This window comes from Phaeobacter sp. QD34_24 (assembly GCF_028890115.1).
Lineage (GTDB): Bacteria > Pseudomonadota > Alphaproteobacteria > Rhodobacterales > Rhodobacteraceae > Phycobacter.
On record NZ_JARCJD010000006.1, the window covers coordinates 14,436 to 39,258 of the forward strand.

Genomic DNA, 24,823 nt, shown 5'->3' on the forward strand with positions numbered 1-24,823 from the left:
ATTCCAATCTGAGACTGATCAGATTTCCAGATCGGAAATATCCATGCCGGCGGTCAAGGCTGCATGAACCCAATGAGGTTTGCGTCCGCGGCCGCTCCAGGTTTCTTCCGGATTGTTGGGATTGCGATATTTTGCGGCCGCTTTTTGCTTTTTTGCGCCGCTGCGGGCTGCACCGGCAATTTCTTCCAGCGAGAAGCCGAATTTGGCGGCTGCTTCTTCGGCGGCTTTCAGGGCTTCCTGACGCTCGCGCACTTCGGCTGATTTAATTGCAGTTTCAACGTCCGCCTTTAGCTGAACGAGTTCACTGCGGGACATGGAAGATAGGTCAATGCTCATTTTGATACTCCGGTGCATTATGGGTCACGCGGAATTCTCCGCGCGACCCCGATACTGGAATATGCAAGCTTTCACCCAAAAGTATTAGGGGGAATTTTGACCTGCGGGAAAAATACTGTGATTTCGCCTTTACGACGCAATCGCCGGAGGTTTGGCGAGTTCCACAATATCTCCCATAATTGTATTCAGCTCAAAATCCTTCGGCGTATAGACACGGGCAACGCCCATTTCCTTTAGCCGCGCGGCGTCGTCATCGGGAATGATTCCCCCCACCACCACCGGGATGTGGCCAAGGCCCGCATCGCGCATCAGGTTCATCATGTCTTCGACCAGGGGCAGGTGGCTGCCCGACAGGATCGACAGGCCGACGATATGGGCGTCGTCCTTCTTGGCCTGATCCACCAGTTCCTGCGGGGTCATGCGGATGCCGTCATAGGTGATGTCCATGCCGCAGTCGCGGGCGCGGAAGGCGATCTGTTCGGCGCCATTCGAATGCCCATCAAGGCCCGGCTTGCCGACGACGAATTTCAGGCGCCGTCCCAGCTGATCGCTGACCGCGTTGACCGCATCGCGCAGATCATCCAGCCCTTCGGTCTTGTTCGAGGGCGAGCCGGACACGCCGGTCGGTCCGCGATAGGTGCCATGCACCCGGCGCATCTCCTCGGCCCATTCGCCGGTGGTGACGCCTGCCTTGGCCGCCGCGATCGAGGGCTCCATGATATTGCTGCCCTCTTCGGCGGCCTTGCGCAGGGCGGCCAGGGCGGCCTGGACTGCCGCATTGTCCCGCTGGGCGCGCCAGTCGTTCAGGCGACCGATCTGTTGCTGTTCCACCGCCGGGTCGACAACCATGATGCCGCCATCCTCGGTCTGCAGCGGCGAGGGCTCACCTTCGGTCCAGCGGTTGACGCCGACCACGACGGTCTCGTTGCGCTCGATGCGGTTCAGGCGCTCGGCGTTGGAATCCACCAGGCGCGATTTCATGTATTCAATGGAGGCCACGGCGCCGCCCATGCTGTCAAGGTTCGCCAGTTCGGCGCGGGCGCCTTCCTTCAGCTCTTCGACCTTGCGGTCCACTGCCGGGTTGCCGTCGAACAGGTCTTCGTATTCCAGAAGGTCGGTTTCATAGGCGAGGATCTGCTGCATGCGCATGGACCATTGCTGGTCCCAGGGGCGGGGCAGACCCAGGGCTTCGTTCCAGGCAGGCAGCTGCACCGCGCGGGCGCGGGCCTTTTTTGAGAGCGTCACCGCCAGCATCTCGATCAGGATCCGGTAGACGTTGTTTTCCGGCTGCTGCTCGGTCAGGCCGAGGGAGTTCACCTGCACGCCATAGCGGAAGCGGCGGAATTTCGGGTTGTCCACACCATAGCGTTTCTCGCAGATCTCATCCCAGAGATCGACAAAGGCGCGCATCTTGCACATCTCGGTGACAAAGCGGATGCCCGCGTTCACAAAGAAGGAGATCCGCCCCACCAGCGCCGGGAAATCTTCGGGCGCAATGCGCGGGCGCAGCTCGTCCAGAACCGCCTGCGCGGTGGCCAGGGCAAAGGCCAGTTCCTGCTCGGGCGTCGCACCGGCTTCCTGCAGGTGGTAGGAACAGACGTTCATCGGGTTCCACTTGGGCACGTTGGTGTAGCAGTATTCGGCCACATCCGCGATCATCTTCAGGCTGGGTTTGGGCGGGCAGATATAGGTGCCGCGGCTCAGATATTCCTTGATCAGGTCGTTCTGAACGGTGCCCTGCAGCTTGCTGACATCGGCGCCCTGTTCCTCGGCCACGGCGATATAAAGCGACAAGAGCCAGGGCGCGGTCGCGTTGATCGTCATCGAGGTGTTCATCTGCTCCAGCGGGATCTGGTCGAACAGGGTGCGCATGTCACCCAGGTGGCAGACGGGCACGCCCACCTTGCCGACTTCGCCGCGCGCCAGCACGTGGTCGCTGTCATAGCCGGTCTGGGTCGGCAGGTCGAAGGCGACCGACAGGCCGGTCTGACCCTTGGCCAGGTTCGAGCGGTAAAGCGCGTTGGAGGCCTCGGCGGTGGAGTGGCCGGCATAGGTGCGGATCAGCCAGGGACGGTCGGCTTTGCGGTCATTCTGCGTCTGCGACATGGGCGGGCCTCACGATTCTGAGATGGGTAATTTTATTTCGCTGCGGCGATGTAAAGCGGAATAATAAACCCATGTCAATTCGCTGCAACGCGGCGAAGGCGCGCGGGTGGCTCTGATCCTGCGTCACAATTGCCGTAAACCCGCTTTGCTGCCACAGTCATCCCATGACCGCGACCGTCGAGATCCCGCTCTGGCTCTTCGTGCTGATCCTGCTCTTTGCGGCGGTCACCTTTGCCTCGCATTTCCTGTTCCCCTCGGTGCGCTGGTTCTTCCGGCGGCGGCTAGAGCGGGCGGTGGCACGGCTCAACCGGCGGCTGGAGCGCCCGATTGAGCCGTTCCGGCTGGCGCGGCGCTATGACATGATCCAGCGGCTGATCTACGATCCGCAGGTGGCGCAGGCGGTGGCCGATCACGCGGCGGCCCAGGGTATTCCTGATAATGTCGCCTTTGAGGAGGCGCGCCGCTATGCGCGCGAGATCGTGCCCTCCTTTTCCGCCTTCACCTATTTCAGCTTTGCCATTCGCGTCACGCGCTGGCTGTCCAACGCGATCTACCGGGTGCGGCTGGGTCATCAGGATGAAGAGGCCCTGCGCCGGATCGACCCGGAGGCGACGCTGGTCTTCGTGATGAACCACCGCAGCAATATGGACTACGTGCTGATCACCTATCTGGCGGCGCGGCGCTCGGCCCTGTCCTATGCGGTGGGGGAGTGGGCGCGGGTCTGGCCCCTGTCGCGGCTGATCCGGGCCATGGGCGCCTATTTCATCCGGCGCAAATCCCGCAACGAACTCTATCGCCGGGTGCTGGCCACCTATGTGCGCCTGGCCACGCAGGGCGGCGCCACCCAGGCCCTGTTCCCCGAAGGGGGGTTGAGCCTAGACGGGGCGCTGGCCGAGCCGCGCATGGGGCTGTTGAAATACATCGTCGCGGCCAAGGACGCGGCAGGTCCCAGCCGCGATGTGATCTTCATCCCGGTGGGGCTGAACTATGATTGGGTGCTGGAGGACAAGATCCTGACCTCTGCCGGGCGCGCCGGAGAACGCCGGTTCAAGGCCCGCATCGGGGTCATCATGGCGCGGATGCTGCGGCAGCTGTGGCTGTGGGTGACCGGCCGCTATCACCGCTTTGGCTATGCGGCGGTGAACTTTGGCCGCCCGCTGAGCCTGGCGGAGTTCACTGCCGCGCAACCGGTCGAAGGGCAGGGGGCCGATGATTTGCCCGCGCCCCTGTCGCAGGAGCTGATGGGGCGGATCGGGGAGATCGTGCCGGTCCTGCCGGTACCCGCGGTAGCCTGGCTGCTGCTGTCCGAAGGGGCGATGTCGCGCAGCGCGCTGGAGCACCGGCTGGGCGCCTTGCTGGAGCGGATGCCGATGGCGCATGTGCATCTGCCGCGCCACAGCCTGGCCTATGCGGTGGAAGCGGCGCTGCGGCTGCTCCTCCAGCGTGGCCTGGTGCAGCTCGAGCGGGGGTACTACCTGCCCGTGCCCGCCAAACGGGACCTGCTGATCTACTACGCCAACTCCATCCGGCACCTGGTTCCGGCGGCCTCTTTGCCGACAAATGCTGCGGATGCTAACGGGCATTCTGCATCCGCGAGGTCATAAAATTTCAAAACAACCTCAAATGGGGTTGCATTATTACCCTCACATTTCTATCTCCTAGAAAGGCCCGCGATTCTGCATTGCGGCGAAATGTTTCATACGAAGGAGGCCATCATGGCTCTGGACACGCAGACCGACGTTATGTCCTACGAGGCGCCCGAGAAGGATCTCTATGAGATGGGCGAAATCCCCCCGATGGGCTTCGTCCCCAAGAAAATGTACGCCTGGACCATCCGCAAGGAGCGCCACGGCGAGCCGAACACCGCCATGGTCGAGGAAGTGGTGGACGTGCCCGAGCTGGACAGCCACGAGGTGCTGGTGCTGGTGATGGCCGCCGGTGTGAACTACAACGGCGTCTGGGCCTCCCTGGGCAAGCCGATCTCGCCCTTTGACGGCCACAAGGCCCCCTATCACATCGCCGGTTCCGATGCCTCGGGCATCGTCTGGGCGGTGGGCTCCAAGGTGACCCGCTGGAAAGTGGGCGACGAGGTTGTGGTCCACTGCAACCAGGACGATGGCGACGACGAGGAATGCAACGGTGGCGATCCGATGTACTCCCCCAGCCAGCGCATCTGGGGCTATGAGACCCCCGATGGCTCCTTTGCTCAGTTCACCAATGTGCAGGCTCAGCAGCTGATGCCGCGCCCCAAGCACCTGACCTGGGAAGAAAGCGCCTGTTACACGCTGACGCTGGCGACCGCCTACCGGATGCTGTTCGGCCACGAGCCGCATGACCTGAAGCCGGGCCAGAACGTTCTGGTCTGGGGCGCCTCCGGCGGCCTCGGCTCCTATGCGATCCAGCTGATCAACACCGCCGGCGCCAACGCCATTGGCGTGATCTCGGACGAGAGCAAGCGCGACTTCGTGATGGGCCTGGGTGCCAAGGGCGTGTTGAACCGCAAGGACTTCAACTGCTGGGGCCAGCTGCCCACGGTGAACACCCCGGAATACAACGAGTGGTTCAAGGAAGCCCGCAAGTTCGGTAAGGCGATCTGGGACATCACCGGCAAGGGCGTGAACGTGGACATGGTCTTCGAACACCCCGGTGAATCCACCTTCCCGGTCTCCACCTTCGTGGTGAAAAAGGGCGGCATGGTCGTGATCTGCGCCGGCACCACCGGCTACAACCTGACCTTTGACGTGCGTTACATGTGGATGCACCAGAAGCGTCTGCAGGGTTCGCACTTTGCCCACCTGAAGCAGGCTTCGGCGGCCAACAAGCTGATGGTCGAGCGTCGCCTTGATCCCTGCATGTCCGAGGTCTTTACCTGGAACGACCTGCCCGAAGCCCACATGAAAATGCTGCGCAACGAACACCTGCCGGGCAATATGTCGGTGCTGGTGCAGGCGCCGAAAACCGGCATGCGCACCCTGGGCGAGGTCCTCGACGCGGGCAAATAAGCCCGGCCGACCAACGGTCGAATCGGTGACATTTGAAGGAGCGAATCATTTCCAATGGTTCGCTCCTTTTTTCATGTTGAAACATCAAATATAGACAATTCAATCTGTTACAGGCGCGGGCCTCCCCATTTTGGGGGAAGATGAACCCGCGAATATGCGTGTTTTTGTTATGAAATTACGATGCGGTCATCACTTGGAAAGCCTCAGGGGGCCGCAATGGGAGAAAATGAATGGATTTTGGACGTTCTCGTTGACCTGAGGGAGGTTGCCGCTGCAAAAGGTTTGAGGGGGCTGAGCGACCAGCTGGATACAGCTTGGGATGTCGCTTATGCGGAGATTTCTCCTCAGACTGACGACAACGGTGCGCGATCTTATGGCGAAGAAGGTAGATCTGGACGGCATTCTGGAGGATCTGGATGCCACCACGACACATGAGGGTCTGCAACAGATCACCGAACGCGTGCGCGATGCCTTCGGGATCGATCATATCGTCTATCACTGGGTCGACAGCGCCGGCGAGCAATATGGCGTCGGCACCTACGACGATGTCTGGGTCCAGCGCTATCTCGAACAGGGCTACCTGCGCACCGATCCGGTCATCATCGGCTGCTACCAGAGGTTCCATCCGGTCGATTGGAAGCGGCTGGACTGGTCCACAAGATCAGCGCGCATTTTCCTCAAGGATGCACTGGCGCATGGCGTCGGGAATCAGGGGTACTCGATCCCGATTCGCGGTCCCAACGGCCAGTTCGCGCTGTTTACCGTAAATCACAACTGCGAGGATGAAGAATGGGCTGAATTTACCGACGACCACAGCCGCGAACTGATTCTCATGGCGCATTACTTCAACCGCAAGGCGCTGGAGTTCGAACCGGATCGCGGACCAGAAAAAGCACAAACCCTATCGCCGCGTGAAATTGATGCACTGACGCTGCTGGCCATTGGCTACAGTCGTGCGCAGGTCGCACAAACCTTGTCAATTTCCGAACATACTTTGCGTGTCTACATTGAAAGTGCACGTTTTAAGCTTGGCGCGCTGAACACCACGCATGCGATTGCGAGGGCGCTCAGCTGCGGCCTGATTGTCGTTTAAGTAGCTGAAAAATAAGCGGAATCTTGCCTCTAAAATTTATCTAAACTCTTTGGCATGCTGACCTAAACGCGTAGTCTGGTCCTGCATTTCAAGCTAAAGGGGACAATGCAAATGCTGCGCTATATCTACGGACATGATCTTCACAAACACCCGGAACTGGCCCACTCCATGTTCACGGATCGTGCCGACCAGTTCCGCACCCGGTTGGGGTGGGAGGTCAATGTGGATGCCAATGGTGAGGAGCGCGACCAGTATGACGCGCTGGATCCACTCTATGTGATCTGGGAGATGCCCGATGGCAGCCACGGTGGCTCCATGCGGTTTCTGCCCACCACCGGGCGGGTGATGGTGAACGAGATCTTCGGCCATCTGACGGGCGACTGCCCGGTCGTCAGCCCGCTGATCTGGGAATGCACCCGCTTCTGCCTGTCACGCAATGCGCCGTCCAAGGTGGCCGGGGCCCTGATGCTGGGCGGCGGCGAGCTGATGCGCAACTTCGGGGTGCGCCATTTCGTCGGTGTCTTCGACAAGCGGATGATCCGGATCTATCGTGCCATCGGCTCCAGCCCCGAGGTCCTGGGCAGCGAAGGCGAAGGCCGCGACCAGATCAGCGTCGGCCTGTGGGAGTTCACGCCGGAAAGCTACGAGGTGGTGGCCAAGCGCGCCGGGATTGCGCCGGAACTGTCGCGCCTGTGGTTCGACCGGGCCTTTGGCGAATCCGGCCCGGTAACACCGATGGCGATGACCGGCTGAGGTCCCGCCTGTATCAGTATCCCTGCTTGTTCCTGGGTCGGTTGCCGCTGGTGCAGCCGACCCTTGGGATGTAGGGTCGCGGCATGACACAGCCGCCTATCCAATTCTCCGATGACCAGGCCTCCGCCTATGACAGCGTGGCCGAGCTTTTGCGTCAGGCCGGAGTGGATCTGGACGATGGCTTGTTGCATCCGCCACGGGGCGACGCCGGAGTCATGGCGGTCATCGGCAAGGCGGGATCGGGCAAGACTCTGCTTCTGGCCGAACTCTACAAGGCGCTGGAACAGGCCGGTGTCGAGGTGGTCTCGGGCGATTACGAAAGCCGCAAGAAAAGCGGCAAGCGGACCCTGGCGATCCTGGCGCCCACCAACAAGGCCGCAAGCGTGCTGCGATTGCGCGGCGTGCCAGCAACCACGATCCACCGGATCCTCTATACCCCCGTCTATGATCCCGAATTTGAACGCATTGCCGAATGGCTGGCGGGCAATGGCGATGAGCCCGAGATCGAGGGCCTCACGCCCGAGGCCCTGGCCCGCGCTGCCGCCTTTTACGAGCGTAACAAATCGATCCCCGGCGCCCTGGCGGCCGCAGGCCTGCGCGGCTCGGATTTCATCACCGGCTGGAAACGCCGCGAGGAACCCCTGGATGTCGGTTTCGTGGATGAGGCCTCGATGCTGGATGACCGCCAGTTCGAGGATCTGAAAGAGATCTTTCCGACCCTTTTGCTGTTTGGCGATCCGGCCCAGCTGGCGCCGGTGAACCAGTCCGGTGCCATGGTCTTTGACGGCCTGCCCGAGCCGCGCAAGCTGGTTTTGAACCGTATCCACCGGCAGGAGGCGGACAACCCGATCCTGGATCTGGCCCATGCGCTGGCGGACCCGCAGCTGGGATTTGAAGACTTTGAACGCATGGTCGAGGACGTGGCCCGCCGTGACCCCCGCGTGGTCTGGGGGCAGCGGGTGGAGGTGGACCTGATGGCGCGCTCTCCGGTGCTGGTCTGGCGCAACGCGACCCGCATCCGCCTGATCAACGCCTTTCGCTCGGTCCATGGCGCGCCCGAGGACGCTCTGATCGAAGGCGAGCCGCTGATCTGCGACGGCATCGAACTGCCGCTGAAACACCGCAAGAAACGGCTGGACCTTGAGGCGCGCGGTCTGATCAAGGGGGCGCAGGTGATCTACCTCGGCCCCGGCCGCAAACCGGGTTTCTCGCGCCTGCACGTGATGGGCGCCGAGGATCCGCAGGTCTCGGCCGCCTCCATCGTGAAGATCGAGAAACCGGACGAGGAAGAGCCGTTTATCCCCTATGCCGCCCGCATGGGGGCGACCTTCCTGCATGGGGCTGCGGTGACCATTCACAAGGCGCAAGGGTCGCAGTGGGAAACCGCGCAGGTCTTTGCCCCGGACATCTATGCCGCCGCCCGCATGGGCCGCGTCGAGGCCGGTCAGCCCCTGTGGAAGCGGCTCGCCTATGTGGCGATCACCCGCGCGCAGGAGCGGCTGATCTGGGTGGTGCGCAACCGGCTGGCCAAACCTTCGGGGCCGCTGCGCGTGGATGATCTGCGCGCCGCCCCGGTGGCGGCCCTGACACTTGAGGCAGAGGAGGAGGCGACGATATGAGCCGAAAGACGATCCTGATCACCGGCGCAAGCTCGGGCATTGGCAAGGCGGTGGCAGAGTTGTTCCTGAGCCAGGGCTGGTCCGTGGGCCTGCTCGCACGTCGGGCCGACAAGCTGGCCGATGTGGCGCTGGGCCATGACCGCGCCTATGTGCTGCCCGCCGATGTGGCCGATGCCACGGCGGTGGATCACGCGGTGAACAGCTTTGCCATGCAGGCGGGGCGTCTGGATGTGCTATTCAACAATGCGGGCATTTTCACGCCCCCCGGCACCATTGACGAGATCGCGCTGGAAGACTGGCATGCCGCGGTGAATGTGAACCTCACCGGCATGTTCCTGGCCGCACGGGCCGCCTTCCGCCAGATGCGGCACCAGTCGCCGCAGGGCGGGCGGATCATCAACAACGGATCCATCGCCGCCCATGTGCCGCGCCCCGGATCCGTGCCCTATGCGGCGACCAAGGCCGCGATCACCGGCCTCACCCGCAGCCTGTCACTCGACGGGCGGCCCTTTGACATCGCCTGCGGCCAGATCGACATCGGCAACGCGCGCACGCCGATGGTGGAGGACCTGAGCCATCGTCACTCCATGGCCAACCCCGAAGGCGAGGCGATGCAGACCTTCGCGGTGGAGGATGCGGCACGGTCGGTCTTTCACATGGCGGATCTGCCGTTGGAGGCCAACGTGCAGTTCATGACGGTGATGGCCACCAAGATGCCCTATATCGGCCGCGGCTGAGGGTCGAACTGAGGGGCGGGCTGGGGTGGAAAGGCGGCGCACTCCCGCCCGTCTTCAAGCTGCTAACGCAGCTCTCATCCCGTTGGGCCCGGCACCGCGCGCGGCGCGGTGCATGCGGGAGGGGGCGAAGCCTATCGTTCGCGCAAGAGCTGGAAGGCCGCCGAGGCGCCCCAGCCTGCGAGGACGGCGATCACCAGCGACATGATGCCGTAGATAAAGGGTTGTTCGCGCGACAGCGCATAGAGGAACCGCTCCAGCCCGACCTTGCGCACGTCGATCTCTGTCTCATAGGTCGAGACCACTTCGCCGCCACGGGTCAGCAGGACGCGGGTGGTATAGGCGCCTTCGGTCAGGTTCGCGGGCATGTCGATGGCGGTGCGGAACAGGGTCTGCTGATCCACGCTGACGGTTTCGGGGCGCAGGGAATAGAGCCCTTCGTCCTGGCGGATCCGCACCACGGCATCGGCAAACTCCTGGGCGTCGCGGATGTTCATCGCCGCCCCGACCGAGCGGATCGCGCGTTCGACGGACACCCGGTGGCGCAGGTCCTCGGTATCGCTGAGCACCGCATCAAAGGGGCCGCTGGTGGCGACCGCGTAGAAGCTGGGGGCTGAGTCCACCAGCACGCTGTCGGCATTGACCCAGATGCCGAGCTTCTTTTCCTTACGGCGCACGGTGACGGGGGAAGAGGGGCCGGAGACGGTCACCACCACCTCCAGCGGCGCACTGTCGGGAATGGGTGTCTCGCGTTTCACCGCGCCGAAGACGAGGATCTCTGAGCCATCGAAATCGGCGGTGATCGCGACCCGGTTCTGGCTGAGGCCAAGGACGACCTCTTCGCGCGCGTCGGCGGCGGAAAGCGCCGTTGCGCCGAACAGGGTGCAGAGCAGGAGGGGAAGCAGACGGCGCATCAATGCCCTCCTGCCACGCCGAGCGAGAACAGCTCGTCCGGCATGATGAGAAGATCCAGGCCCAGCTTGCCGCAGACCGCCAGCACCATGATGGCCAGAAGGATGCGCAGCTGTTCGGCCTTGAGATAGGTGCCGATGCGGGTGCCGATCTGGGCGCCGATGACGCCGCCCACCAGCAGGAGCACGGCCAGCACGATATCCACCGTGTAGTTGGTGGTGGCATGCAGCATGGTGGTGAAACCGGTCACAAGGATGATCTGGAACAGCGAGGTGCCGACCACGACCTTGGTCGGCATGCCGAGGATGTAGATCATTGCCGGAACCATGATGAAACCGCCGCCAACTCCCATGATCGCAGCGAGGATGCCGACCGCGACCCCGACCATGATCGGCGGGATCACCGAGATATAAAGGCCGGAGGTGCGAAAGCGCATCTTGAAGGGCAGCGCATGGACCCAGCCGCGCTGGCGCCGCACCGGTGCGCCGCCCGGTTTTCGGGATTTGCGCAGGGCATTGAGGCTTTCGACGAACATCAGCCCGCCGACGACACCAAGGAAGACCACGTAGCAGAGCTTGACCAGAAGATCGACCTGGCCGAGCTGTTTCAGGTGGTTGAAGACCACGACACCAAGGGCCGCGCCGATCAACCCGCCCGCCTGCAAGACAAGTCCCATCTTGATGTCGACGGTGCGCCTTCGGAAATGGGCCAGCACTCCGGAAAAGGAAGAGGCGACGATCTGGTTTGCCTCGGTCGCGACGGCCACGGCGGGGGGGATACCGATGAAGAACAGCAAGGGCGTCATCAGAAAGCCGCCGCCCACGCCGAACATGCCGGAAAGAATGCCTACCATGCCCCCGAGTCCCAGAAGCAGGAAGGCGTTGACCGAAACCTCGGCGATGGGAAGGTAGATCTGCATGAATCAGTTAGAGCGCTTTGCCGCGGCAAAATCAACTGGCGATGCCGCCCCGCAGCATAGAGGATCGATATTCCGGATCAATCTGGACCTATGGCGACAGCTGCAGATGAGGGAGCGCGAAAGGGCAAGGCTCCCGCGCCCGCAGGTGGCCCTGGCGCTGCGCTGACGCGCAGCGCGGCAGCACCCATGGAAAAACCGCCCGGTTTGGCGCCGGGCGGTTGCGTGGAGTGGACAGGGCCGGAAGGCCTTAGCGCTCTTTCACGTAAGGCTCGCCGCCGGCGCGCGGCGGGATCGCCTTGCCGACGAAACCGGCCAGGATCACCACGGTCAGGATATAGGGCAGGGCGTCCATCATCTGCACCGGGATGGTCACGCTGCCCAGTTCGATGTTCTGAAACCGCAGCGCCACCGCCTGCAACAGACCGAACAACAGGCAGGCGCCCATCGCGTGCCAGGGGCGCCATTTGGCAAAGATCAGCGCGGCCAGCGCGATGAAGCCGCGCCCTGCGGTCATGTCCTTGACGAAGCCCGCCTGCAGGGCAGTTGCCAGGTAGGCGCCTGCGATGCCGCACAACAACCCGCAGATCGCCACGGCGGCAAAGCGCAGACCCACGACCGAAACACCGGCAGTGTCCACAGCGGCCGGGTTTTCCCCCACCGCACGCAGGCGCAGGCCGAACCGGGTGCGAAACAGCACCCACCAGGTGAGTGGCACGCAAAGGAAGGCGGCATAGACCAGGATCGAATGGCCCGAGAGCAGCTCGGAATAGATCTGCTGGATCATGCCTGCCTCGGCAATCAGCTCGGACAGGGGGCGGCCCGAAGCCTCGGCATCGCTGGGACCGATCGCAAAGGGCAGCTCGATCCCGCCAAAGCGCCCTTCGGCCAAGAGCGAGGGCGTGCGCCCGCCCTGCTGGAACCAGTCCTGGGCGATCAGCACGGTCATGCCTGCCGCGAGGAAATTGATGGCCACGCCCGAGATCAGCTGGTTGCCGCGGAAGGTGATCGAGGCCAGCCCATGCAACCCCGCCAGTACCAGCGAGGAGACGATACCCGACAGCAGACCGAGCCAGACATTGCCCGTCAGCGCGGCCACGGCGGCCGAGAAGAAGGCCGCCATCAGCATCTTGCCCTCAAGCCCGATGTCGAAGATGCCCGCGCGTTCCGAGTATAGCCCGGCAAGGCAGGCCAGCAGCAAGGGCGTCGCCAGACGGATGGTGCTGTCCAGCACCTGGATGATGGTCAGGAACTCCATCAGGCTTTCTCCTTCCGTGCCGCAAGGAAGAGTTTTTCAAGCGGCATCCGCACCATATTGTCGAGCGCGCCGGTAAAGAGGATCACCAAGGCCTGGATCACCACGATCAATTCGCGCGGGATCGAGGTCCAGAGCGCCAGTTCCGCGCCGCCCTGATAGAGGAACCCGAACAGGATCGCGGCAAGGAAGACGCCAAAGGGGTGGCTGCGGCCCATCAGGGCGACGGCGATACCGATGAAGCCGGCGCCCTCGGTGGAATTGAGCACCAGGCGCTCGGCCTCTCCCATGACATTGTTGATCGCCATCATGCCGGCAAGACCCCCGGAGATCAGCATGGCGATCATGGTGATCTTCACCGGAGAGATCCCGGCATAGAGCGCACCCGATTCCGAATGACCATAGGCGCGGATCTCATAGCCCAGCCGCGTGCGCCAGATCAGCAGCCAGACGGCGAAACAGGCGGCGACGGCGACCAGCAGGCTGACGTTGGCCGGTGCGGATTTCGAGAAATTGATCCCGAAGGGCGCGAGCAGCTCGTGCAGGCTGGGCAGGTGTACCGTTTCGACAAACCGCGCGGTGGCCGGATCCATGGCACCTGCGGGTTTCAGCACATTAACCAGCACGTAGTTCAGCACCGCGGCGGCGATGAAGTTGAACATGATGGTGGTGATCACGATATGGCTGCCGCGCTTGGCCTGCAGATAGGCCGGGATGGCGGCCCAGGCAGCCCCGAACAGGGCGGCACCCAGGGCGGCAAAGATCAGGGCGATCGACCAGTGCGGCCAGGGGATGTAGAGGCAGACAAGGGCGACGCCAAGCCCGCCGAGCATGGCCTGACCTTCACCGCCGATGTTGAACATCCGGGCATGGAAGGCCACTGCCACGGCAAGCCCCGTGAACAGGAAATTCGTCGCATAATACAGCGTATAGCCCCAGCCATAGGTGGAGCCCAAGGCACCGGTCACCATCATCTTGACCGCAGCAACCGGGTCTTCGCCAATGGCGAGGATCACCAGGGCAGAGAGGATCGCCGCCAGCACCAGGCTGATCAGCGGGATCAGGACCACATCGGCCCATTTCGGCATCTTGTCCATCTACGCGGCCTCCCCCGCGACACCGGCCATCAACAGGCCCAGTTCCTTTTCATCGGTCTCATTGGCTGCGCGTTCGCCCATGATCATGCCGTCAAACATCACCGCGACCCGGTCCGAGAGCGACAGGATCTCTTCCAGCTCGACCGAGACCAGCAGGATCGCCTTGCCCTGATCGCGTAAGGCCACGATCTGCTTGTGAATGAATTCGATGGCGCCAATGTCCACACCACGGGTGGGCTGGCCGACCAGCAAGAGGTCGGGATTGCGCTCGATCTCGCGGGCGACGACGATCTTTTGCTGGTTGCCGCCCGAGAAATTCTTCGCCGCCAGCCAGGGATCGGGCGGGCGGACGTCGAATTTCTCCATCTTGGCAGCTGTGTCGGCGCGCAGGGCCGCGTTATCCATCAACAGACCGCGCTGGTATTCCGGCGCGTGGTGATAGCCGAAGGCGACGTTTTCCCAGGCGTGGAAGTCCATGATCAGCCCTTCGCGCTGGCGGTCCTCGGGCACATGGGCCACATGGGCATCGCGGCGCGCGCGCCCGTCCGATCCGGCACCCGTCAGGGGCAGGGGCTGGCCATTCAGGCGGACCGTTCCGGTGCCGGGGCGCATGCCGCCCAACACTTCCAAGAGTTCCGACTGGCCGTTGCCTGCAACCCCAGCGATGCCGAGGATCTCTCCGGCGCGCACGTTGAGGTCGATGCCCTTGACGCGCTCAACGCCTGCCTCATCAACCACGCGCAGGTTCTCGACTTCCAAAATCGGCTTGCCGGGCTGGGCGGGGACCTTGTCGACGCGCAACAGCACCTTTCGGCCCACCATCAGCTCGGCCAGATGCTCGGGGTTGGTCTCGGAGGTCTTGACGGTCGCGGTCATCTCGCCCCTGCGCATGACGCTCACCGTATCGGTTGCCTCCATGATCTCGCGCAGCTTGTGGGTGATCAGGATGATGGTCTTTCCTTCGGCGCGCAGCCGGTCGAGGATGCGGAACAGCTGGTCGGCCTCCGCCGGGGTCAGAACGCCGGTGGGCTCGTCCAGGATCAGGATCTCGGCCTTGCGGTACAGCGCCTTCAGGATCTCGACCCGCTGCTGCATGCCGACGCCGATCTCGTCGATACGCTTGTCAGGGTCCACGAAAAGCTCGTATTCCTCCTCCAGCGCCTTCAGCTCCTTGCGGGCGCGGCGCAGCGAGGGCGTCAGGAGGCCACTGTCCTCGGCGCCCAGAACGATGTTTTCCAGCACGGTGAAATTCTCAACCAGCTTGAAATGCTGGAACACCATGCCGATCCCGGCGGCAATGGCGGCCTGGCTGTCGGGGATCTCGGTCCGTTGTCCGTTGATCCAGATCTCGCCGCTGTCGGCCTTGTAAAATCCGTAAAGAATGCTCATCAGCGTGGATTTGCCCGCGCCGTTTTCACCGATGATCCCGTGGATCGTGCCGGGGGCGACGCTGATGGAGATGTCCTTGTTTGCCTGGACCGGGCCAAAGGCCTTGGAGATGCCTTTCAGTTCAATCGCTGGTGCCGTCATTCTGGCTCCTCAACTGTCTCGTGGATGCAGCCTCGTAGGCCAGCGCCTCCACGGTATCGGCAGCCTCTGCTGCCGGTCAGGGCGGATAAAGCAAACCCGGAGGCAGCGATTGCGGGCCGCCTCCGGGCAAAGCGAACCCCGGTCCAACGCTGCATGCTGGGCCGGGGCCTGTGCCGATCAGAACGACAGGGCCGGGCAGCTGTCGTCGGACATGTAGTCATGCACTTTCAGCTCGCCCGAGGCGATCTTGGCCGCAGCCGCATCCACCATGGCTTTCATCTCGTCCGAGACCAGCGGCGCGTTGTTGTCGTCCAGCGCATAGCCGACGCCGCCATTGGCCAGACCCATGACCGAGAAACCGGTTTCCATGTCGGGACCGTCGGTGAAGGCGCTGTAGACGGCATTGTCCACGCGTTTCATCATCGAGGTCAGGACCTTGCCCGGATGCAGGTGGTTCTGGTTGCTGTCCACGCCGATCGACAGGATGTCCTCATCCGCCGCCGTCTGCAGAACGCCCACACCGGTGCCGCCCGCCGCGGCATAGACCACGTCAGCGCCCTGGCTGATCTGCGCCTTGGTCAGCTCGGAGCCCTTCACCGGGTCGTTCCAGGCCGCCGGGGTGGTGCCGGTCATATTGGCGATGACCTTGGCGTCGGGGTTGGCCGCCAGCACGCCCTGGGCATAGCCGCAGGCGAATTTGCGGATGAGCGGAATGTCCATGCCGCCGATGAAGCCGACGGTGCCGGATTTCGACGCCTCTGCCGCCATCATGCCCACCAGGTAGGAGCCTTCATGCTCGTTGAAGACGACCGAGCGCACGTTGGGCTGGTCGACAACCATGTCGATGATGGTGAACTTGGTGTCCGGGTAATCGGCTGCCACCTGACCCAGCGCGTCGGCAAAGGCAAAGCCGGCCATCACGATCGGGTTGGAGCCGGCCTCGGCAAAGCGGCGCAGCGCCTGCTCGCGCTGGGCTTCGGACTGCAGCTCGATCTCGCGGAAGCTGTTGCCGGTTTCCTCGGACCAGCGTTTGGCACCATTGAAGGCCGCCTCGTTGAAGGATTTGTCGAACTTGCCGCCAAGGTCAAAGATCAGCGCAGGTTCCGCCAATGCGGCGCCAGCGGTCAGGGCAAGCGCGGCCGATGCGCCCATCAGGGATTTCATCAGGCTCATGTGGATACTCCCAAGTCGTTATTAATTGTTACAGCCGGTGTCCGGCCACCCGGTAAAATAGAGTGTCCGGGCACAGGTTCTAGGTGCGACAATTTAGCCTGCAGCTTTGGGACAGGGTCAACCGCTTTTTGACCCTTTGGTGGGAAATCGCGTGGGTGGCCTAGCGTAAGCTGCGTTTCATGAGCACGGCATCGACAGGCGCGGCGCCCGAGCGGGGGTAATAGCCGGGCCTTGTGCCGCAGGTCGCGAATCCGCTGCTCTGGTAAAGGGCCTGCGCCGGGGTGTTGTCGGCAGCGACTTCCAGAAAGGCCTGATCTGCGCCGCGGGTCCGGGCTTGTGCTTGCCAATCCTTCATCACCTGCCGGGCCAGACCCTGTCGCTGGTGATCGGGGTGGGTGGCGATGGTCAGCAGTTCCGCTTCATCGGCGATCACGCGCACCAGTGCGAAACAGTGCGCGTCTCCGATGGCAAATGTCAGCGGGCTGTCCAGGAGCGCGGTGAATTCCCCGGTGCTCCAGGGGCGGGATTGGGTAAAGGCCACCCTGTGGGTCGCGGCCATATCATCCGGGGTGGGGGCGCTAGCCATCGATCAGCGCAGGTGGCACATCGCGGGACGGGGCCGCATCGGCCGCCCTCAGATACAGGGGGGCAGGAGGCGCTGTCACATCGTCTTTGCGCTGGGTGGCGATGCGCGCAATCATTGCGGCCAGTCCTGCGGGGCTGGCCTCGGGCGCGAAGGTGAGCCCGGCACCGCGCGCGGCATCTTCGGCCTCCTGCCGGGGCATCAGACGCGGTGCTTCGCCCGGTAGGGCGGCATAGACCTGATCGCGCGGGGCAGGGATTGCAGCCAGGCTGCCTGTCTCGGCGCGGGCCTCGAACCCATCGACGCCAACCACCGGAATTTCCAGCCCCAGCGCCAGGCCACGCGCGGCGGACACCGCGATGCGGATACCGGTGAAATTACCGGGGCCGACGCCCACGCCGATGGCATCCAGATCGTCCCAGGTCGCGCCGCCGACCGCCAGCACCTCTTCCAGCAGCGGCATCAGACGTTCGGCCTGGCCGCGCGTCATCGGCTCCAGCGCCTCTGCCACAAGGGTGTCGCCCCGCAGCAAAGCGGCCGCGCAATGCGCGGCCGATGTGTCAAATCCCAGAACCAGCGGTTCGGCGGTCATCTTTCGTCCTTTCAAGTCGCTCAAACAGCGACAGCCGCTGTGGTCGCTTATACGGCGACGGGGCGCACCTCGGTCACTTCCGGGATGTAGTGGCGCAGCAGGTTCTCGATGCCCATCTTCAGGGTCAGCGTCGAGGAGGGGCAGCCCGCGCAGGCGCCTTGCATATGCAGGTAAACCACGCCACGTTCGAACCCGTGGAAGGTGATGTCGCCGCCGTCCTGTGCCACGGCAGGGCGCACGCGGCTGTCCAGCAGCTCCTTGATCTGGCTCACCACTTCACCGTCTTCGCCGGTGTGTTCGGCATGGCCCGAGGCCTGTTCGCCGCCCGCGTTGATCACCGGCTGGCCGGACTGGTAATGCTCCATCACCGCGCCCAGGATGCCGGGCTTGATGTGATCCCACTCCACGTCGTCCGCCTTGGTCACGGTCACGAAGTCATTGCCGAAGAAGACACCGTTCACGCCCTTTACCGCAAAGATGCGGGAGGCCAGCGGCGAGGCCTCGGCCGCTTCGGCGGTGGCGAAATCAGCGGTGCCTGCCTCCAGAACGGTCTGCCCCGGAAGGAATTTCAGCGTCGCCGGGTTCGGCGTGGATTCGGTCTGAATGAACATCTGAGGCCTCCGTTTGTCTTTGGCAGATATGCGCGCGAGGCGCCGATAAGTCAAGGTTTGGAATGGTTCTAAATTGCGCCGGGCATCGGGGAAGATCGCCTGCTGCGGCCCGCACCCGGCCAGCGGTCAGGTGATCGCTTCCAGCCGGTCCTTGGACAGATCACCCGGCACGATGGTGATCGGCACGGGCAGGCTGCCCGAGGTTTTGCTGAGCTGGTTGACCAGCGGCCCCGGTCCCTTGCGGTCGGTGCCTGCGCCCAGCACCAGGACGCCGATTTCGGGATCCGCCTCGATCTGGGCCAGGATTTCGGGGACGGGATCGCCTTCGCGGATGATTAGATCGGGGTCCACACCCTGCCGGTCGCGCATCCATTTGGCGAAAACCTCGAAATGGGCGTGGATGCGTTCGCGCGCCTCTTCGCGCATGACCTCGCCGACGCCGATCCAATGGTTGAACTCGTCAGGCGGAATGACAGAGAGGATTGCAACGCCGCCACCGGTGCTGGCCGCGCGCATGGCGGCAAAGCGCATGGCGTTCAGGCATTCGCGACTGTCATCAAGCACAACCAGGAATTTGCGCATCTATACCCTCCACAATCGCGATCAATCTGCCCGAGGGACCGGCCCCTGTCCATCCCCCTGTCCATCGCCGTGCTTGCGGGCGCTGCGCGCCACGAGGCTTGCGTACAGCATCAGCACCAGGGCCAGCACCAGAAGCCGGAACAGATGCGCCGCCGCCACGAAGGCCGGATCGGCGCCCAGGGCCGCGCCCAGAATGATCATGGTTTCCAGCCCGCCCGGGGAAAACCCCAGCAGCACATCCAGCAGCGGCAGTCCTGACAGGTAGGCGGCAGGCAGGGCCAGAGCGCCCGCCAGACCACAGGTCAACAGCACGATCACGCCGCCGGCCAGCAGGCTGTCGCGCAGCTCTCCCCAGGCCATGCCGCTGAAGCGCGTGCCAATCAGGCTGCCCATCAGCACCAGGGCGCCCTGTGCCGTCCAATCCGGCAGGCTGCCGCCCGTCCAGCCGCCCAGGTGGGCCGTGGCGGCCACGGAAATGCCTGCAAACAGCGTCGGGGCGGGAAGTTTCAGCCGCGCCAGCACCGGAGACAGCGCCAGCGCCGCGGCCAGCTGCAGGGCGATCCAACCCCAGGGGGTGACCGCGTTGCCGCCCGGCAGGCCAAAGCCCACCTCCATACCGGCCAGGGTGGCGCCCAGCGGCACCAGCAAGGTCAGGGTCATCAGCCGGATCGAGGCGAGGATGATCGGGCGCGACAGCGACAGCGACAGGCTGTCGGCCAGGGCAATGACCAGCCCCAGATGGCCGGGCGCGGCGGCCAGAAAGGATTCGTGCCGGTCAAAGGGCAGCAGGCGCGGCACCAGGCTGCGCCCCGCAAAGGGCGTGAGGATGGTCACCGCCGCCAGCAAGCCAAAGGCCACCGGCCAGCGCATCATGGCCGCGATGCTTTCGGGGCTGACCATGGATCCGATGCTGATCCCCATCACCAGGAAGGCCGCATTCCGGATCCGGGGCGCAATATCCATCGGGCCGCCCCACAGACCGGCCACAGATACCGCGATGGCCGGGCCGGCCAGCAGCGCCATGGGCATGTGAAGAAGCGAGGCGACCAGGGCGCCGAGCCCGCCGACGGCCAGGGTCAGCAGGCTTTGGTGCCCCTTACCCAAGCGTTTCATCCATGGCTGGCGGACCAGTCCCAGTACATCTCGCGCACCCGGCGGGCCATGGGGCCGATCTGGTACTGGCGGTCGTCGAATGCGGTGACCGGGGTGACCTTGCTCATGTTGCCGGACATGAAGACCTCGTCGGCCTCCTCGAAATCCTTGAAGGTCAGCACGGTCTCATGCACCGTTACGCCGTCTGCCTTGAGGTTCTTGATGTGGCGGGCGCGGGTGATCCCGGCCAGGAAGGTGCCATTGGCAATGGGGGTGAAGACCTCGCCATCGCGCACCATGAAGACATTGGCGGTTGCGGTTTCGGCCACATTGCCCATGGCATCCTGCACCAGTGCGTTGGTGAACCCCTTGGCACGCGCCTCGCGCAGCATGCGACCATTGTTGGGATAAAGGCAGCCGGCCTTGGCGTTGACCACGGCGCTCTCCAGCACCGGGCGGCGGAATTGGGTGCGGGTCAGGGTGGCGCTGGCCTCGGCCGGGGCCATGGCGATCTCTTCCAGGCAGAGCGCGAACTTGGTGCTCTCGGGCTCTGGCGCAAGCATCGTCGCGTCGCCCTCGGTGGCCCAGTACATCGGGCGGATATAGACGGCCGCGCCGGGGGTGAAGCGCTTCAGCCCCTCGCGGGCGATCTCCACCATGTCGTCCGCAGTGACCGTGGGCTTCATCATCAGCGCCGTGGCCGAGGCATTGGCCCGCGCGCAATGGAGATCCAGATCGGGGGTCATTCCTTCGAACAGCCGCGCCCCGTCAAAGACCGAGGATCCCAGCCAGGCGGCGTGATCGGCGGCCGTCATGATCGGCACGTCGCCCGCGTGCCACTGACCGTTGAAATAGGTGTGGATGGTGCTGCCAATTGCCATGGGTCGGAGCCTTTCGATCTGTCTTGCTTGCCTCGGACCCTAGGAGCCTCTTCCGGCAAGGTCCAGTGCCGCAAGCGCGCTCTTTTGCACATTGGCCCCTGCGCTTGTCCCTTGGGGCGTTGCCATTCAGGCGCGCGGGAGCGAAAGGATTCGATAGGCTGTTTCGCGCGCGAAACAACGCAACGGGGGCTGGCAACAGGCGGATGCGCGCCGCAAGGCGCGCTGGGCCCAACGGGGTGCGGGGCATCTTTGATGCGCCCAAGCCCGGGCGGGAGCCGCCCGGTGCGCTGCGGACCTCCGGGATCAGCTGCCCGGTTTCAGATCCAGCTGGGTCAGGATCGCGCCTGCGTCCTTGGCCCATTGGCCGCGCAGGTCGGCGTTTGCGATATGACGCAGGCCCATGGCCGCCAGGCCGTCGAACTTCTGAGAATTGTCCGCCCCGAAAGAGGCTGCCACCCGGGGCCACCAGTACTCGACCGCTTCCTGGGCCTGCGGACCCTCGCCATGGCTCACCAGCCGCGTCAGCCCTTCTCCGGCCAGTTCCGCGTGACGGATCTCGACCGGGAGGATCGCGCGAAAGGCCTCGGCCAGGGGCTGGTAGGACACCCGCGAGAGTTCCGCCAGCTGCACCACCACGGCGCGGCCCATCAGCAGGTTCATCACCACCGCGTCGGTCCAGCCCTCCAGCGGGTAGTTGAACACCGCCAGGCGCATGTCGTGCTTGCTGCGGCTCTGGCCGATGTCGGCGTCGCGTTCCAGCCGTGCGGTCCAGGGGTGATGATCGGCGTAGGCCTCTGTGTCGGCGCCGAAGTCCCCCATGATCTGCAGCACCTTCTCGGCATTGGCGGTCTTTTCCAGCACGATCTTGGCGGCGGCGATACGCGCCTTGATGCCGGGGCCTTCGTTGATGATATCGGCAAAACCGGCCGCCCCGGCCAATTCGCTGTCCACGAAGGTGGCCATCAATTTGAGCAGCTCGGCACGATAGCGCGGCGGCACGTTGGATGGGTTGGTGAGCTTGCCACCCTGGGCAAGATAGCTCGCAAGGCTCATGTCCTCGGCCATGGGGGTCCTCCCTCGGATCGGTCCGGGCACAATCGACGGACCTTTGAAAGCAAAGACGCGCCCCGAAGGGCGCGCCGTGACATCTGTTACTGATCGTAGTCCACGACCACCTTGTCGGTGACCGGATAGGCCTGGCAGGACAGCACGTAGCCCTTTTCGACCTCGTAATCTTCCAGCGCGTGGTTGGTGACCATCTCGACCTCGCCCTCCAGCACCTTGCAGCGGCAGGTGGAGCAGACCCCGGCCTTGCAGGCATAGGGTGCATCCATGGCGTTCTCCAGGGCGGCATCCAGAAGGGTCGTGTCCTTGTCCATCTGGATGGTCTGGGTCGCGCCGTCCAGGGTGATCGCGGCAGAGGTCTGGTTGGCGCCGCTGGCGGCATCCGCGGCGCTCACCTTGCGTTTCGCGCGCCCCGGCTGGGCGCTGGCGAACAGCTCGAACTTGATCTGATCATCCGCAAGGCCCGCGGTGCGCAGGGCGGCGGCGATGCCCAGCATCATCGGTTCCGGCCCGCAGATGAAGGCGGTGTCCACGTTCTGGATGTCGATCCAGTGTTCGAACAGCTGGGCGCATTTCTCTTCGGTCACCAGGCCGGTGAACAGATCGATCTCCTGGGCGTCGCTTTCCAGGATGTGGATCACGTTGAAGCGGCCCATGTAGAGGTTCTTCAGATCCTCCAGCTCCTCGCGGAACATGATCGTGTTCACGCCCTTGTTGGCGTAGACCAGCGTGAAGGTGGAGTTCGGCTCCGCCGCCAGGGTGGTCTTCAGGATCGACAGCACCGGGGTGATGCCCGACCCACCGGCAAAGCCGAGGTAGGATTTCTCGGCCCCTGCATCCAGCGGCGTGAAGAAGGTCCCCATCGGCGGCATCGCCTGCAGGGTGTCACCGGCTTTCAGCTCGGTATTGGCCCAGGTGGAGAAGGCGCCGCCATCGACGCGTTTGATGCCCACCTGCAGGATGCCCTCGTCCTTTCCGGCGCAGATCGAGTAGCTGCGGCGCAGCTCCTCGCCGTCGAAATCGCGGCGGAAGGTCAGGTACTGGCCCTGGGTGAAATCGAATTCCGCCGCCGCGCCATTGACGGGCTTCAGGGAGACGACAACCGCATCGCGGATCGTCTTGCGGACATCGGTGACTTCTAGATCGTGGAAGCGCGCCATGGAGATCTCCTCAGATGCACTTGAAATAATCAAAGGGTTCGAGGCAGTCCTGGCAGCGCCAGTGTGCCTTGCACGGGGTCGAGCCGAACTGGCTGACCAATGTGACGTTCTTGCTGCCGCAATGCGGGCATTTCTCGGGGCCGCCCGCAGGTTGCGGCGGGGCGATCCCGTATTCTTCCAGCTTGGCGCGGCCCTTGTCGGACAGCCAGTCGGTGGTCCAGGGCGGCGCGATCTGGGTCTTGAGGCGGATATTGTCCAGCCCGTGATCGCGCAGGGCGGTCTCGATATCCATGTTGATCACCGAGGTCGCCGGGCAGCCCGAGTAGGTCGGGGTGACGGCCACTTCCAGCGTGTCGCCATCCCAGGCGACATCACGGATGATGCCGAGATCCACCAGGGAGATCACCGGGATCTCCGGGTCGGGCACGGCGTCCAGCCATTCCCAGATCTGTTCCACGCTTGGCTTGTCAACAGTTTGGCTCATGTGGATGTCCTCATGTTCTCGGCCGGATGTTCTGGCCCGGCAGCACAACTGGCCGGGCAAGGCCCGTTCGCCGCGATGGCCGGGGCCTTAGCCCCAACCAATGGGGCCTGCGCCCCCGGTGCGTGTTGTTACCACTTGGCGCCGGGATAGGCGCGCTGCAGCCACTGCATCTGCGTCAGCAGGTGGCCCAGGTGCTCGGTGTGCATCTTGCCGGTGCGACCGCCCTTGTGACCGAAGGCGCTGTCCGGGATGGTCAGCGTTGCCTCGGTCAGGATCCGGCCGATCAGCGCATCGAAGTCGGCACGCAAGCTGGCCGGATCGGGCGCGATGCCCGCCTTGACCATCTCGGCGTCCACATCATCGGACTGGAACATCTCGCCCACATAGGGCCAGAGGTAGTCCAGCGCCTCCTGCATGCGGCGGTGGCTTTCCTCGGTGCCATCGCCCAGACCGACGACCGTGTCGGCCGAGCGTTCCAGGTGATAGGCAACTTCCTTGCTGGCCTTGGCGGCAATCGCGGCGACACGCTCGTCGCTGGATTTCATCAGGTGGCCCAGCTGGATCGAGTGCCAGGCATCAAACAGGCACTGGCGCATCAGGGTGCGGCCAAAGTCGCCGTTCGGCACCTCGACCAGCAGCAGATTGCGGAAATCCCAGACGTCGCGCAGGAAGGCGATATCATCCGCGCTCTTGCCCTCACCCTGCACTTCGCCCGCAAGGCCAAGCCACATCTGGGTCTGGCCAATGAGATCCAGCGCGGTATTCGCCAGCGCGATGTCTTCCTCCAGAACCGGGGCATGGCCGCACCATTCGCTGACGCGGTGGCCCAGGATCAGGGTGTTGTCGCCCATCCGCAAAAGGAACTGGGTAAACGCCTCATCACGGGTCATTACATCGCCCCCACTTCTTCGGGGATGTCAAAAAAGGTCGGGTGACGGTAGACCTTGGATTCAGAGGGTTCATAGAGCGGGCCCTTGTCACCGGGCGAGGAGGCCGCGATGTGGTTGGCTTCCACCACCCAGATCGACACGCCTTCGTTGCGGCGGGTGTAGACGTCGCGGGCGTTCTTGATCGCCATTTCGGCGTCCGGCGCATGCAGCGAGCCGACGTGGCGGTGGCTCATGCCGTGCTGACCGCGGATGAAGATTTCCCAAAGGGGCCATTCGTTTTTCATGGGGTGTTCCTCCTGGCTGAGGGGCCGCCCTGCCGCGCGTCACGTTTCAGGCGCGGGCAGGGGGCGGGTAAGG

At 63.9% G+C, this 24,823-nt stretch carries 25 protein-coding genes; 6 read left to right on the forward strand and 19 right to left on the reverse strand.

The features are described 5' to 3' along the window. Nucleotides 1-18: 18 nt before the first annotated feature. Both PXK07_RS06230 and PXK07_RS06235 read right to left on the reverse strand, forming a co-directional pair. Nucleotides 19-336, reverse strand: a complete 318-nt coding sequence (locus tag PXK07_RS06230) for an H-NS histone family protein (RefSeq protein WP_274847341.1) — start codon at nucleotides 334-336, stop codon at nucleotides 19-21. A gap of 129 nt (nucleotides 337-465) precedes the next feature. Continuing rightward, on the reverse strand, nucleotides 466-2,442 hold the full coding sequence (locus PXK07_RS06235) for a protein meaA (protein ID WP_274847342.1): 1,977 nt from the start codon (nucleotides 2,440-2,442) through the stop codon (nucleotides 466-468). A gap of 164 nt (nucleotides 2,443-2,606) precedes the next feature. Here PXK07_RS06235 and PXK07_RS06240 point away from each other — a divergent pair, with 164 nt between their 5' ends. The 6 genes from PXK07_RS06240 to PXK07_RS06265 all read left to right on the forward strand — a co-directional run bounded on the left by PXK07_RS06240 (nucleotide 2,607) and on the right by PXK07_RS06265 (nucleotide 9,646). Beyond that, a complete protein-coding gene (locus PXK07_RS06240) occupies nucleotides 2,607-4,046 on the forward strand; it encodes a 1-acyl-sn-glycerol-3-phosphate acyltransferase (RefSeq protein WP_274847343.1) in 1,440 nt (479 codons plus the stop codon). Between the two features lie 111 nt (nucleotides 4,047-4,157). Continuing rightward, a complete protein-coding gene (ccrA, locus tag PXK07_RS06245; protein WP_274847344.1) occupies nucleotides 4,158-5,444 on the forward strand; it encodes a crotonyl-CoA carboxylase/reductase in 1,287 nt (428 codons plus the stop codon). A gap of 373 nt (nucleotides 5,445-5,817) precedes the next feature. Beyond that, complete coding sequence (locus PXK07_RS06250) at nucleotides 5,818-6,537, forward strand: helix-turn-helix transcriptional regulator (RefSeq protein ID WP_274847524.1); 720 nt, start codon at nucleotides 5,818-5,820, stop codon at nucleotides 6,535-6,537. Between the two features lie 111 nt (nucleotides 6,538-6,648). Further along, the gene (locus PXK07_RS06255) at nucleotides 6,649-7,290 is read left to right on the forward strand and encodes an acyl-homoserine-lactone synthase (RefSeq protein ID WP_274847345.1); all 642 of its coding nucleotides are present in this window, start codon (nucleotides 6,649-6,651) and stop codon (nucleotides 7,288-7,290) included. Between the two features lie 83 nt (nucleotides 7,291-7,373). After that, the gene (locus PXK07_RS06260) at nucleotides 7,374-8,909 is read left to right on the forward strand and encodes an ATP-dependent DNA helicase (RefSeq protein ID WP_274847346.1); all 1,536 of its coding nucleotides are present in this window, start codon (nucleotides 7,374-7,376) and stop codon (nucleotides 8,907-8,909) included. Further along, on the forward strand, nucleotides 8,906-9,646 hold the full coding sequence (locus PXK07_RS06265; RefSeq protein ID WP_274847347.1) for an SDR family oxidoreductase: 741 nt from the start codon (nucleotides 8,906-8,908) through the stop codon (nucleotides 9,644-9,646). Before PXK07_RS06260 ends, PXK07_RS06265 begins: the two co-directional genes overlap by 4 nt. Before the next feature lie 131 nt (nucleotides 9,647-9,777). On the opposite strand, the gene PXK07_RS06270 is transcribed toward PXK07_RS06265, so the two are convergent. The 17 genes from PXK07_RS06270 to paaB form a co-directional block, all read right to left on the reverse strand. Then, entirely contained in the window at nucleotides 9,778-10,557 is a 780-nt protein-coding gene (locus tag PXK07_RS06270; RefSeq protein ID WP_274847348.1) for a TIGR02186 family protein, read from the reverse strand. Beyond that, nucleotides 10,557-11,474: a sulfite exporter TauE/SafE family protein gene (locus tag PXK07_RS06275; RefSeq protein ID WP_274847349.1), complete on the reverse strand. Its 918-nt coding sequence runs from the start codon at nucleotides 11,472-11,474 to the stop codon at nucleotides 10,557-10,559. Before PXK07_RS06275 ends, PXK07_RS06270 begins: the two co-directional genes overlap by 1 nt. 247 nt (nucleotides 11,475-11,721) lie before the next feature. Beyond that, complete coding sequence (locus PXK07_RS06280; RefSeq protein ID WP_274847350.1) at nucleotides 11,722-12,729, reverse strand: ABC transporter permease; 1,008 nt, start codon at nucleotides 12,727-12,729, stop codon at nucleotides 11,722-11,724. After that, nucleotides 12,729-13,823 carry an ABC transporter permease gene (locus PXK07_RS06285; RefSeq protein ID WP_274847351.1) on the reverse strand — a complete coding sequence of 365 codons (1,095 nt, stop codon included), beginning with the start codon at nucleotides 13,821-13,823 and terminating at the stop codon, nucleotides 12,729-12,731. The genes PXK07_RS06280 and PXK07_RS06285 overlap by 1 nt, the downstream gene beginning before the upstream one ends. After that, a complete protein-coding gene (locus PXK07_RS06290; protein ID WP_274847352.1) occupies nucleotides 13,824-15,353 on the reverse strand; it encodes an ABC transporter ATP-binding protein in 1,530 nt (509 codons plus the stop codon). It abuts the gene before it with no gap. A gap of 177 nt (nucleotides 15,354-15,530) precedes the next feature. Beyond that, the gene (locus PXK07_RS06295; protein WP_274847353.1) at nucleotides 15,531-16,526 is read right to left on the reverse strand and encodes a BMP family lipoprotein; all 996 of its coding nucleotides are present in this window, start codon (nucleotides 16,524-16,526) and stop codon (nucleotides 15,531-15,533) included. Nucleotides 16,527-16,686: 160 nt separating this feature from the next. Further along, the gene (locus tag PXK07_RS06300; protein WP_274847354.1) at nucleotides 16,687-17,112 is read right to left on the reverse strand and encodes a GNAT family N-acetyltransferase; all 426 of its coding nucleotides are present in this window, start codon (nucleotides 17,110-17,112) and stop codon (nucleotides 16,687-16,689) included. After that, a complete protein-coding gene (gene tsaB / locus PXK07_RS06305) occupies nucleotides 17,105-17,701 on the reverse strand; it encodes a tRNA (adenosine(37)-N6)-threonylcarbamoyltransferase complex dimerization subunit type 1 TsaB (RefSeq protein ID WP_274847355.1) in 597 nt (198 codons plus the stop codon). Before tsaB ends, PXK07_RS06300 begins: the two co-directional genes overlap by 8 nt. A 47-nt stretch (nucleotides 17,702-17,748) precedes the next feature. Continuing rightward, the gene (locus PXK07_RS06310; protein WP_274847356.1) at nucleotides 17,749-18,312 is read right to left on the reverse strand and encodes a NifU family protein; all 564 of its coding nucleotides are present in this window, start codon (nucleotides 18,310-18,312) and stop codon (nucleotides 17,749-17,751) included. Nucleotides 18,313-18,438: 126 nt separating this feature from the next. Next, a complete protein-coding gene (locus PXK07_RS06315; RefSeq protein WP_274847357.1) occupies nucleotides 18,439-18,894 on the reverse strand; it encodes a universal stress protein in 456 nt (151 codons plus the stop codon). A gap of 21 nt (nucleotides 18,895-18,915) precedes the next feature. Beyond that, nucleotides 18,916-19,998: an AbrB family transcriptional regulator gene (locus PXK07_RS06320; protein WP_274847358.1), complete on the reverse strand. Its 1,083-nt coding sequence runs from the start codon at nucleotides 19,996-19,998 to the stop codon at nucleotides 18,916-18,918. Nucleotides 19,999-20,003: 5 nt separating this feature from the next. Next, nucleotides 20,004-20,867, reverse strand: a complete 864-nt coding sequence (locus PXK07_RS06325; protein WP_274847359.1) for a branched-chain amino acid aminotransferase — start codon at nucleotides 20,865-20,867, stop codon at nucleotides 20,004-20,006. Between the two features lie 303 nt (nucleotides 20,868-21,170). Beyond that, on the reverse strand, nucleotides 21,171-21,932 hold the full coding sequence (locus PXK07_RS06330) for a Phenylacetic acid catabolic protein (RefSeq protein WP_274847360.1): 762 nt from the start codon (nucleotides 21,930-21,932) through the stop codon (nucleotides 21,171-21,173). 86 nt (nucleotides 21,933-22,018) lie between these two features. Next, entirely contained in the window at nucleotides 22,019-23,092 is a 1,074-nt protein-coding gene (paaE, locus tag PXK07_RS06335) for a 1,2-phenylacetyl-CoA epoxidase subunit PaaE (RefSeq protein ID WP_274847361.1), read from the reverse strand. Nucleotides 23,093-23,102: 10 nt separating this feature from the next. Continuing rightward, a complete protein-coding gene (gene paaD / locus PXK07_RS06340) occupies nucleotides 23,103-23,576 on the reverse strand; it encodes a 1,2-phenylacetyl-CoA epoxidase subunit PaaD (RefSeq protein ID WP_274847362.1) in 474 nt (157 codons plus the stop codon). A gap of 128 nt (nucleotides 23,577-23,704) precedes the next feature. Beyond that, nucleotides 23,705-24,466: a 1,2-phenylacetyl-CoA epoxidase subunit PaaC gene (paaC, locus tag PXK07_RS06345; protein WP_274847363.1), complete on the reverse strand. Its 762-nt coding sequence runs from the start codon at nucleotides 24,464-24,466 to the stop codon at nucleotides 23,705-23,707. Continuing rightward, nucleotides 24,466-24,750 (reverse strand): 1,2-phenylacetyl-CoA epoxidase subunit PaaB, encoded by a 285-nt coding sequence (gene paaB / locus PXK07_RS06350; RefSeq protein ID WP_192965606.1) that lies wholly within the window; start codon nucleotides 24,748-24,750, stop codon nucleotides 24,466-24,468. The genes paaC and paaB overlap by 1 nt, the downstream gene beginning before the upstream one ends. Nucleotides 24,751-24,823: the final 73 nt, after the last annotated feature.

What these genes read in the sequence shown, in the direction of transcription:
- PXK07_RS06290 (WP_274847352.1), bottom strand. Translation starts at nt 15,353, where the DNA reads ATGACGGCACCAGCGATTGAACTGAAAGGCATCTCCAAGGCCTTTGGC.
- paaD (WP_274847362.1), bottom strand. Translation starts at nt 23,576, where the DNA reads ATGAGCCAAACTGTTGACAAGCCAAGCGTGGAACAGATCTGGGAATGG.
- PXK07_RS06325 (WP_274847359.1), bottom strand. Translation starts at nt 20,867, where the DNA reads ATGGCAATTGGCAGCACCATCCACACCTATTTCAACGGTCAGTGGCAC.
- paaC (WP_274847363.1), bottom strand. Translation starts at nt 24,466, where the DNA reads ATGACCCGTGATGAGGCGTTTACCCAGTTCCTTTTGCGGATGGGCGAC.
- PXK07_RS06250 (WP_274847524.1), top strand. Translation starts at nt 5,818, where the DNA reads ATGGCGAAGAAGGTAGATCTGGACGGCATTCTGGAGGATCTGGATGCC.
- PXK07_RS06260 (WP_274847346.1), top strand. Translation starts at nt 7,374, where the DNA reads ATGACACAGCCGCCTATCCAATTCTCCGATGACCAGGCCTCCGCCTAT.
- ccrA (WP_274847344.1), top strand. Translation starts at nt 4,158, where the DNA reads ATGGCTCTGGACACGCAGACCGACGTTATGTCCTACGAGGCGCCCGAG.
- PXK07_RS06255 (WP_274847345.1), top strand. Translation starts at nt 6,649, where the DNA reads ATGCTGCGCTATATCTACGGACATGATCTTCACAAACACCCGGAACTG.
- paaE (WP_274847361.1), bottom strand. Translation starts at nt 23,092, where the DNA reads ATGGCGCGCTTCCACGATCTAGAAGTCACCGATGTCCGCAAGACGATC.
- PXK07_RS06240 (WP_274847343.1), top strand. Translation starts at nt 2,607, where the DNA reads ATGACCGCGACCGTCGAGATCCCGCTCTGGCTCTTCGTGCTGATCCTG.
- paaB (WP_192965606.1), bottom strand. Translation starts at nt 24,750, where the DNA reads ATGAAAAACGAATGGCCCCTTTGGGAAATCTTCATCCGCGGTCAGCAC.
- PXK07_RS06330 (WP_274847360.1), bottom strand. Translation starts at nt 21,932, where the DNA reads ATGGCCGAGGACATGAGCCTTGCGAGCTATCTTGCCCAGGGTGGCAAG.
- PXK07_RS06280 (WP_274847350.1), bottom strand. Translation starts at nt 12,729, where the DNA reads ATGGAGTTCCTGACCATCATCCAGGTGCTGGACAGCACCATCCGTCTG.
- PXK07_RS06285 (WP_274847351.1), bottom strand. Translation starts at nt 13,823, where the DNA reads ATGGACAAGATGCCGAAATGGGCCGATGTGGTCCTGATCCCGCTGATC.
- PXK07_RS06230 (WP_274847341.1), bottom strand. Translation starts at nt 336, where the DNA reads ATGAGCATTGACCTATCTTCCATGTCCCGCAGTGAACTCGTTCAGCTA.
- PXK07_RS06300 (WP_274847354.1), bottom strand. Translation starts at nt 17,112, where the DNA reads ATGGCTAGCGCCCCCACCCCGGATGATATGGCCGCGACCCACAGGGTG.
- PXK07_RS06265 (WP_274847347.1), top strand. Translation starts at nt 8,906, where the DNA reads ATGAGCCGAAAGACGATCCTGATCACCGGCGCAAGCTCGGGCATTGGC.
- PXK07_RS06315 (WP_274847357.1), bottom strand. Translation starts at nt 18,894, where the DNA reads ATGCGCAAATTCCTGGTTGTGCTTGATGACAGTCGCGAATGCCTGAAC.
- tsaB (WP_274847355.1), bottom strand. Translation starts at nt 17,701, where the DNA reads ATGACCGCCGAACCGCTGGTTCTGGGATTTGACACATCGGCCGCGCAT.
- PXK07_RS06235 (WP_274847342.1), bottom strand. Translation starts at nt 2,442, where the DNA reads ATGTCGCAGACGCAGAATGACCGCAAAGCCGACCGTCCCTGGCTGATC.
- PXK07_RS06295 (WP_274847353.1), bottom strand. Translation starts at nt 16,526, where the DNA reads ATGAGCCTGATGAAATCCCTGATGGGCGCATCGGCCGCGCTTGCCCTG.
- PXK07_RS06310 (WP_274847356.1), bottom strand. Translation starts at nt 18,312, where the DNA reads ATGTTCATTCAGACCGAATCCACGCCGAACCCGGCGACGCTGAAATTC.
- PXK07_RS06275 (WP_274847349.1), bottom strand. Translation starts at nt 11,474, where the DNA reads ATGCAGATCTACCTTCCCATCGCCGAGGTTTCGGTCAACGCCTTCCTG.
- PXK07_RS06270 (WP_274847348.1), bottom strand. Translation starts at nt 10,557, where the DNA reads ATGCGCCGTCTGCTTCCCCTCCTGCTCTGCACCCTGTTCGGCGCAACG.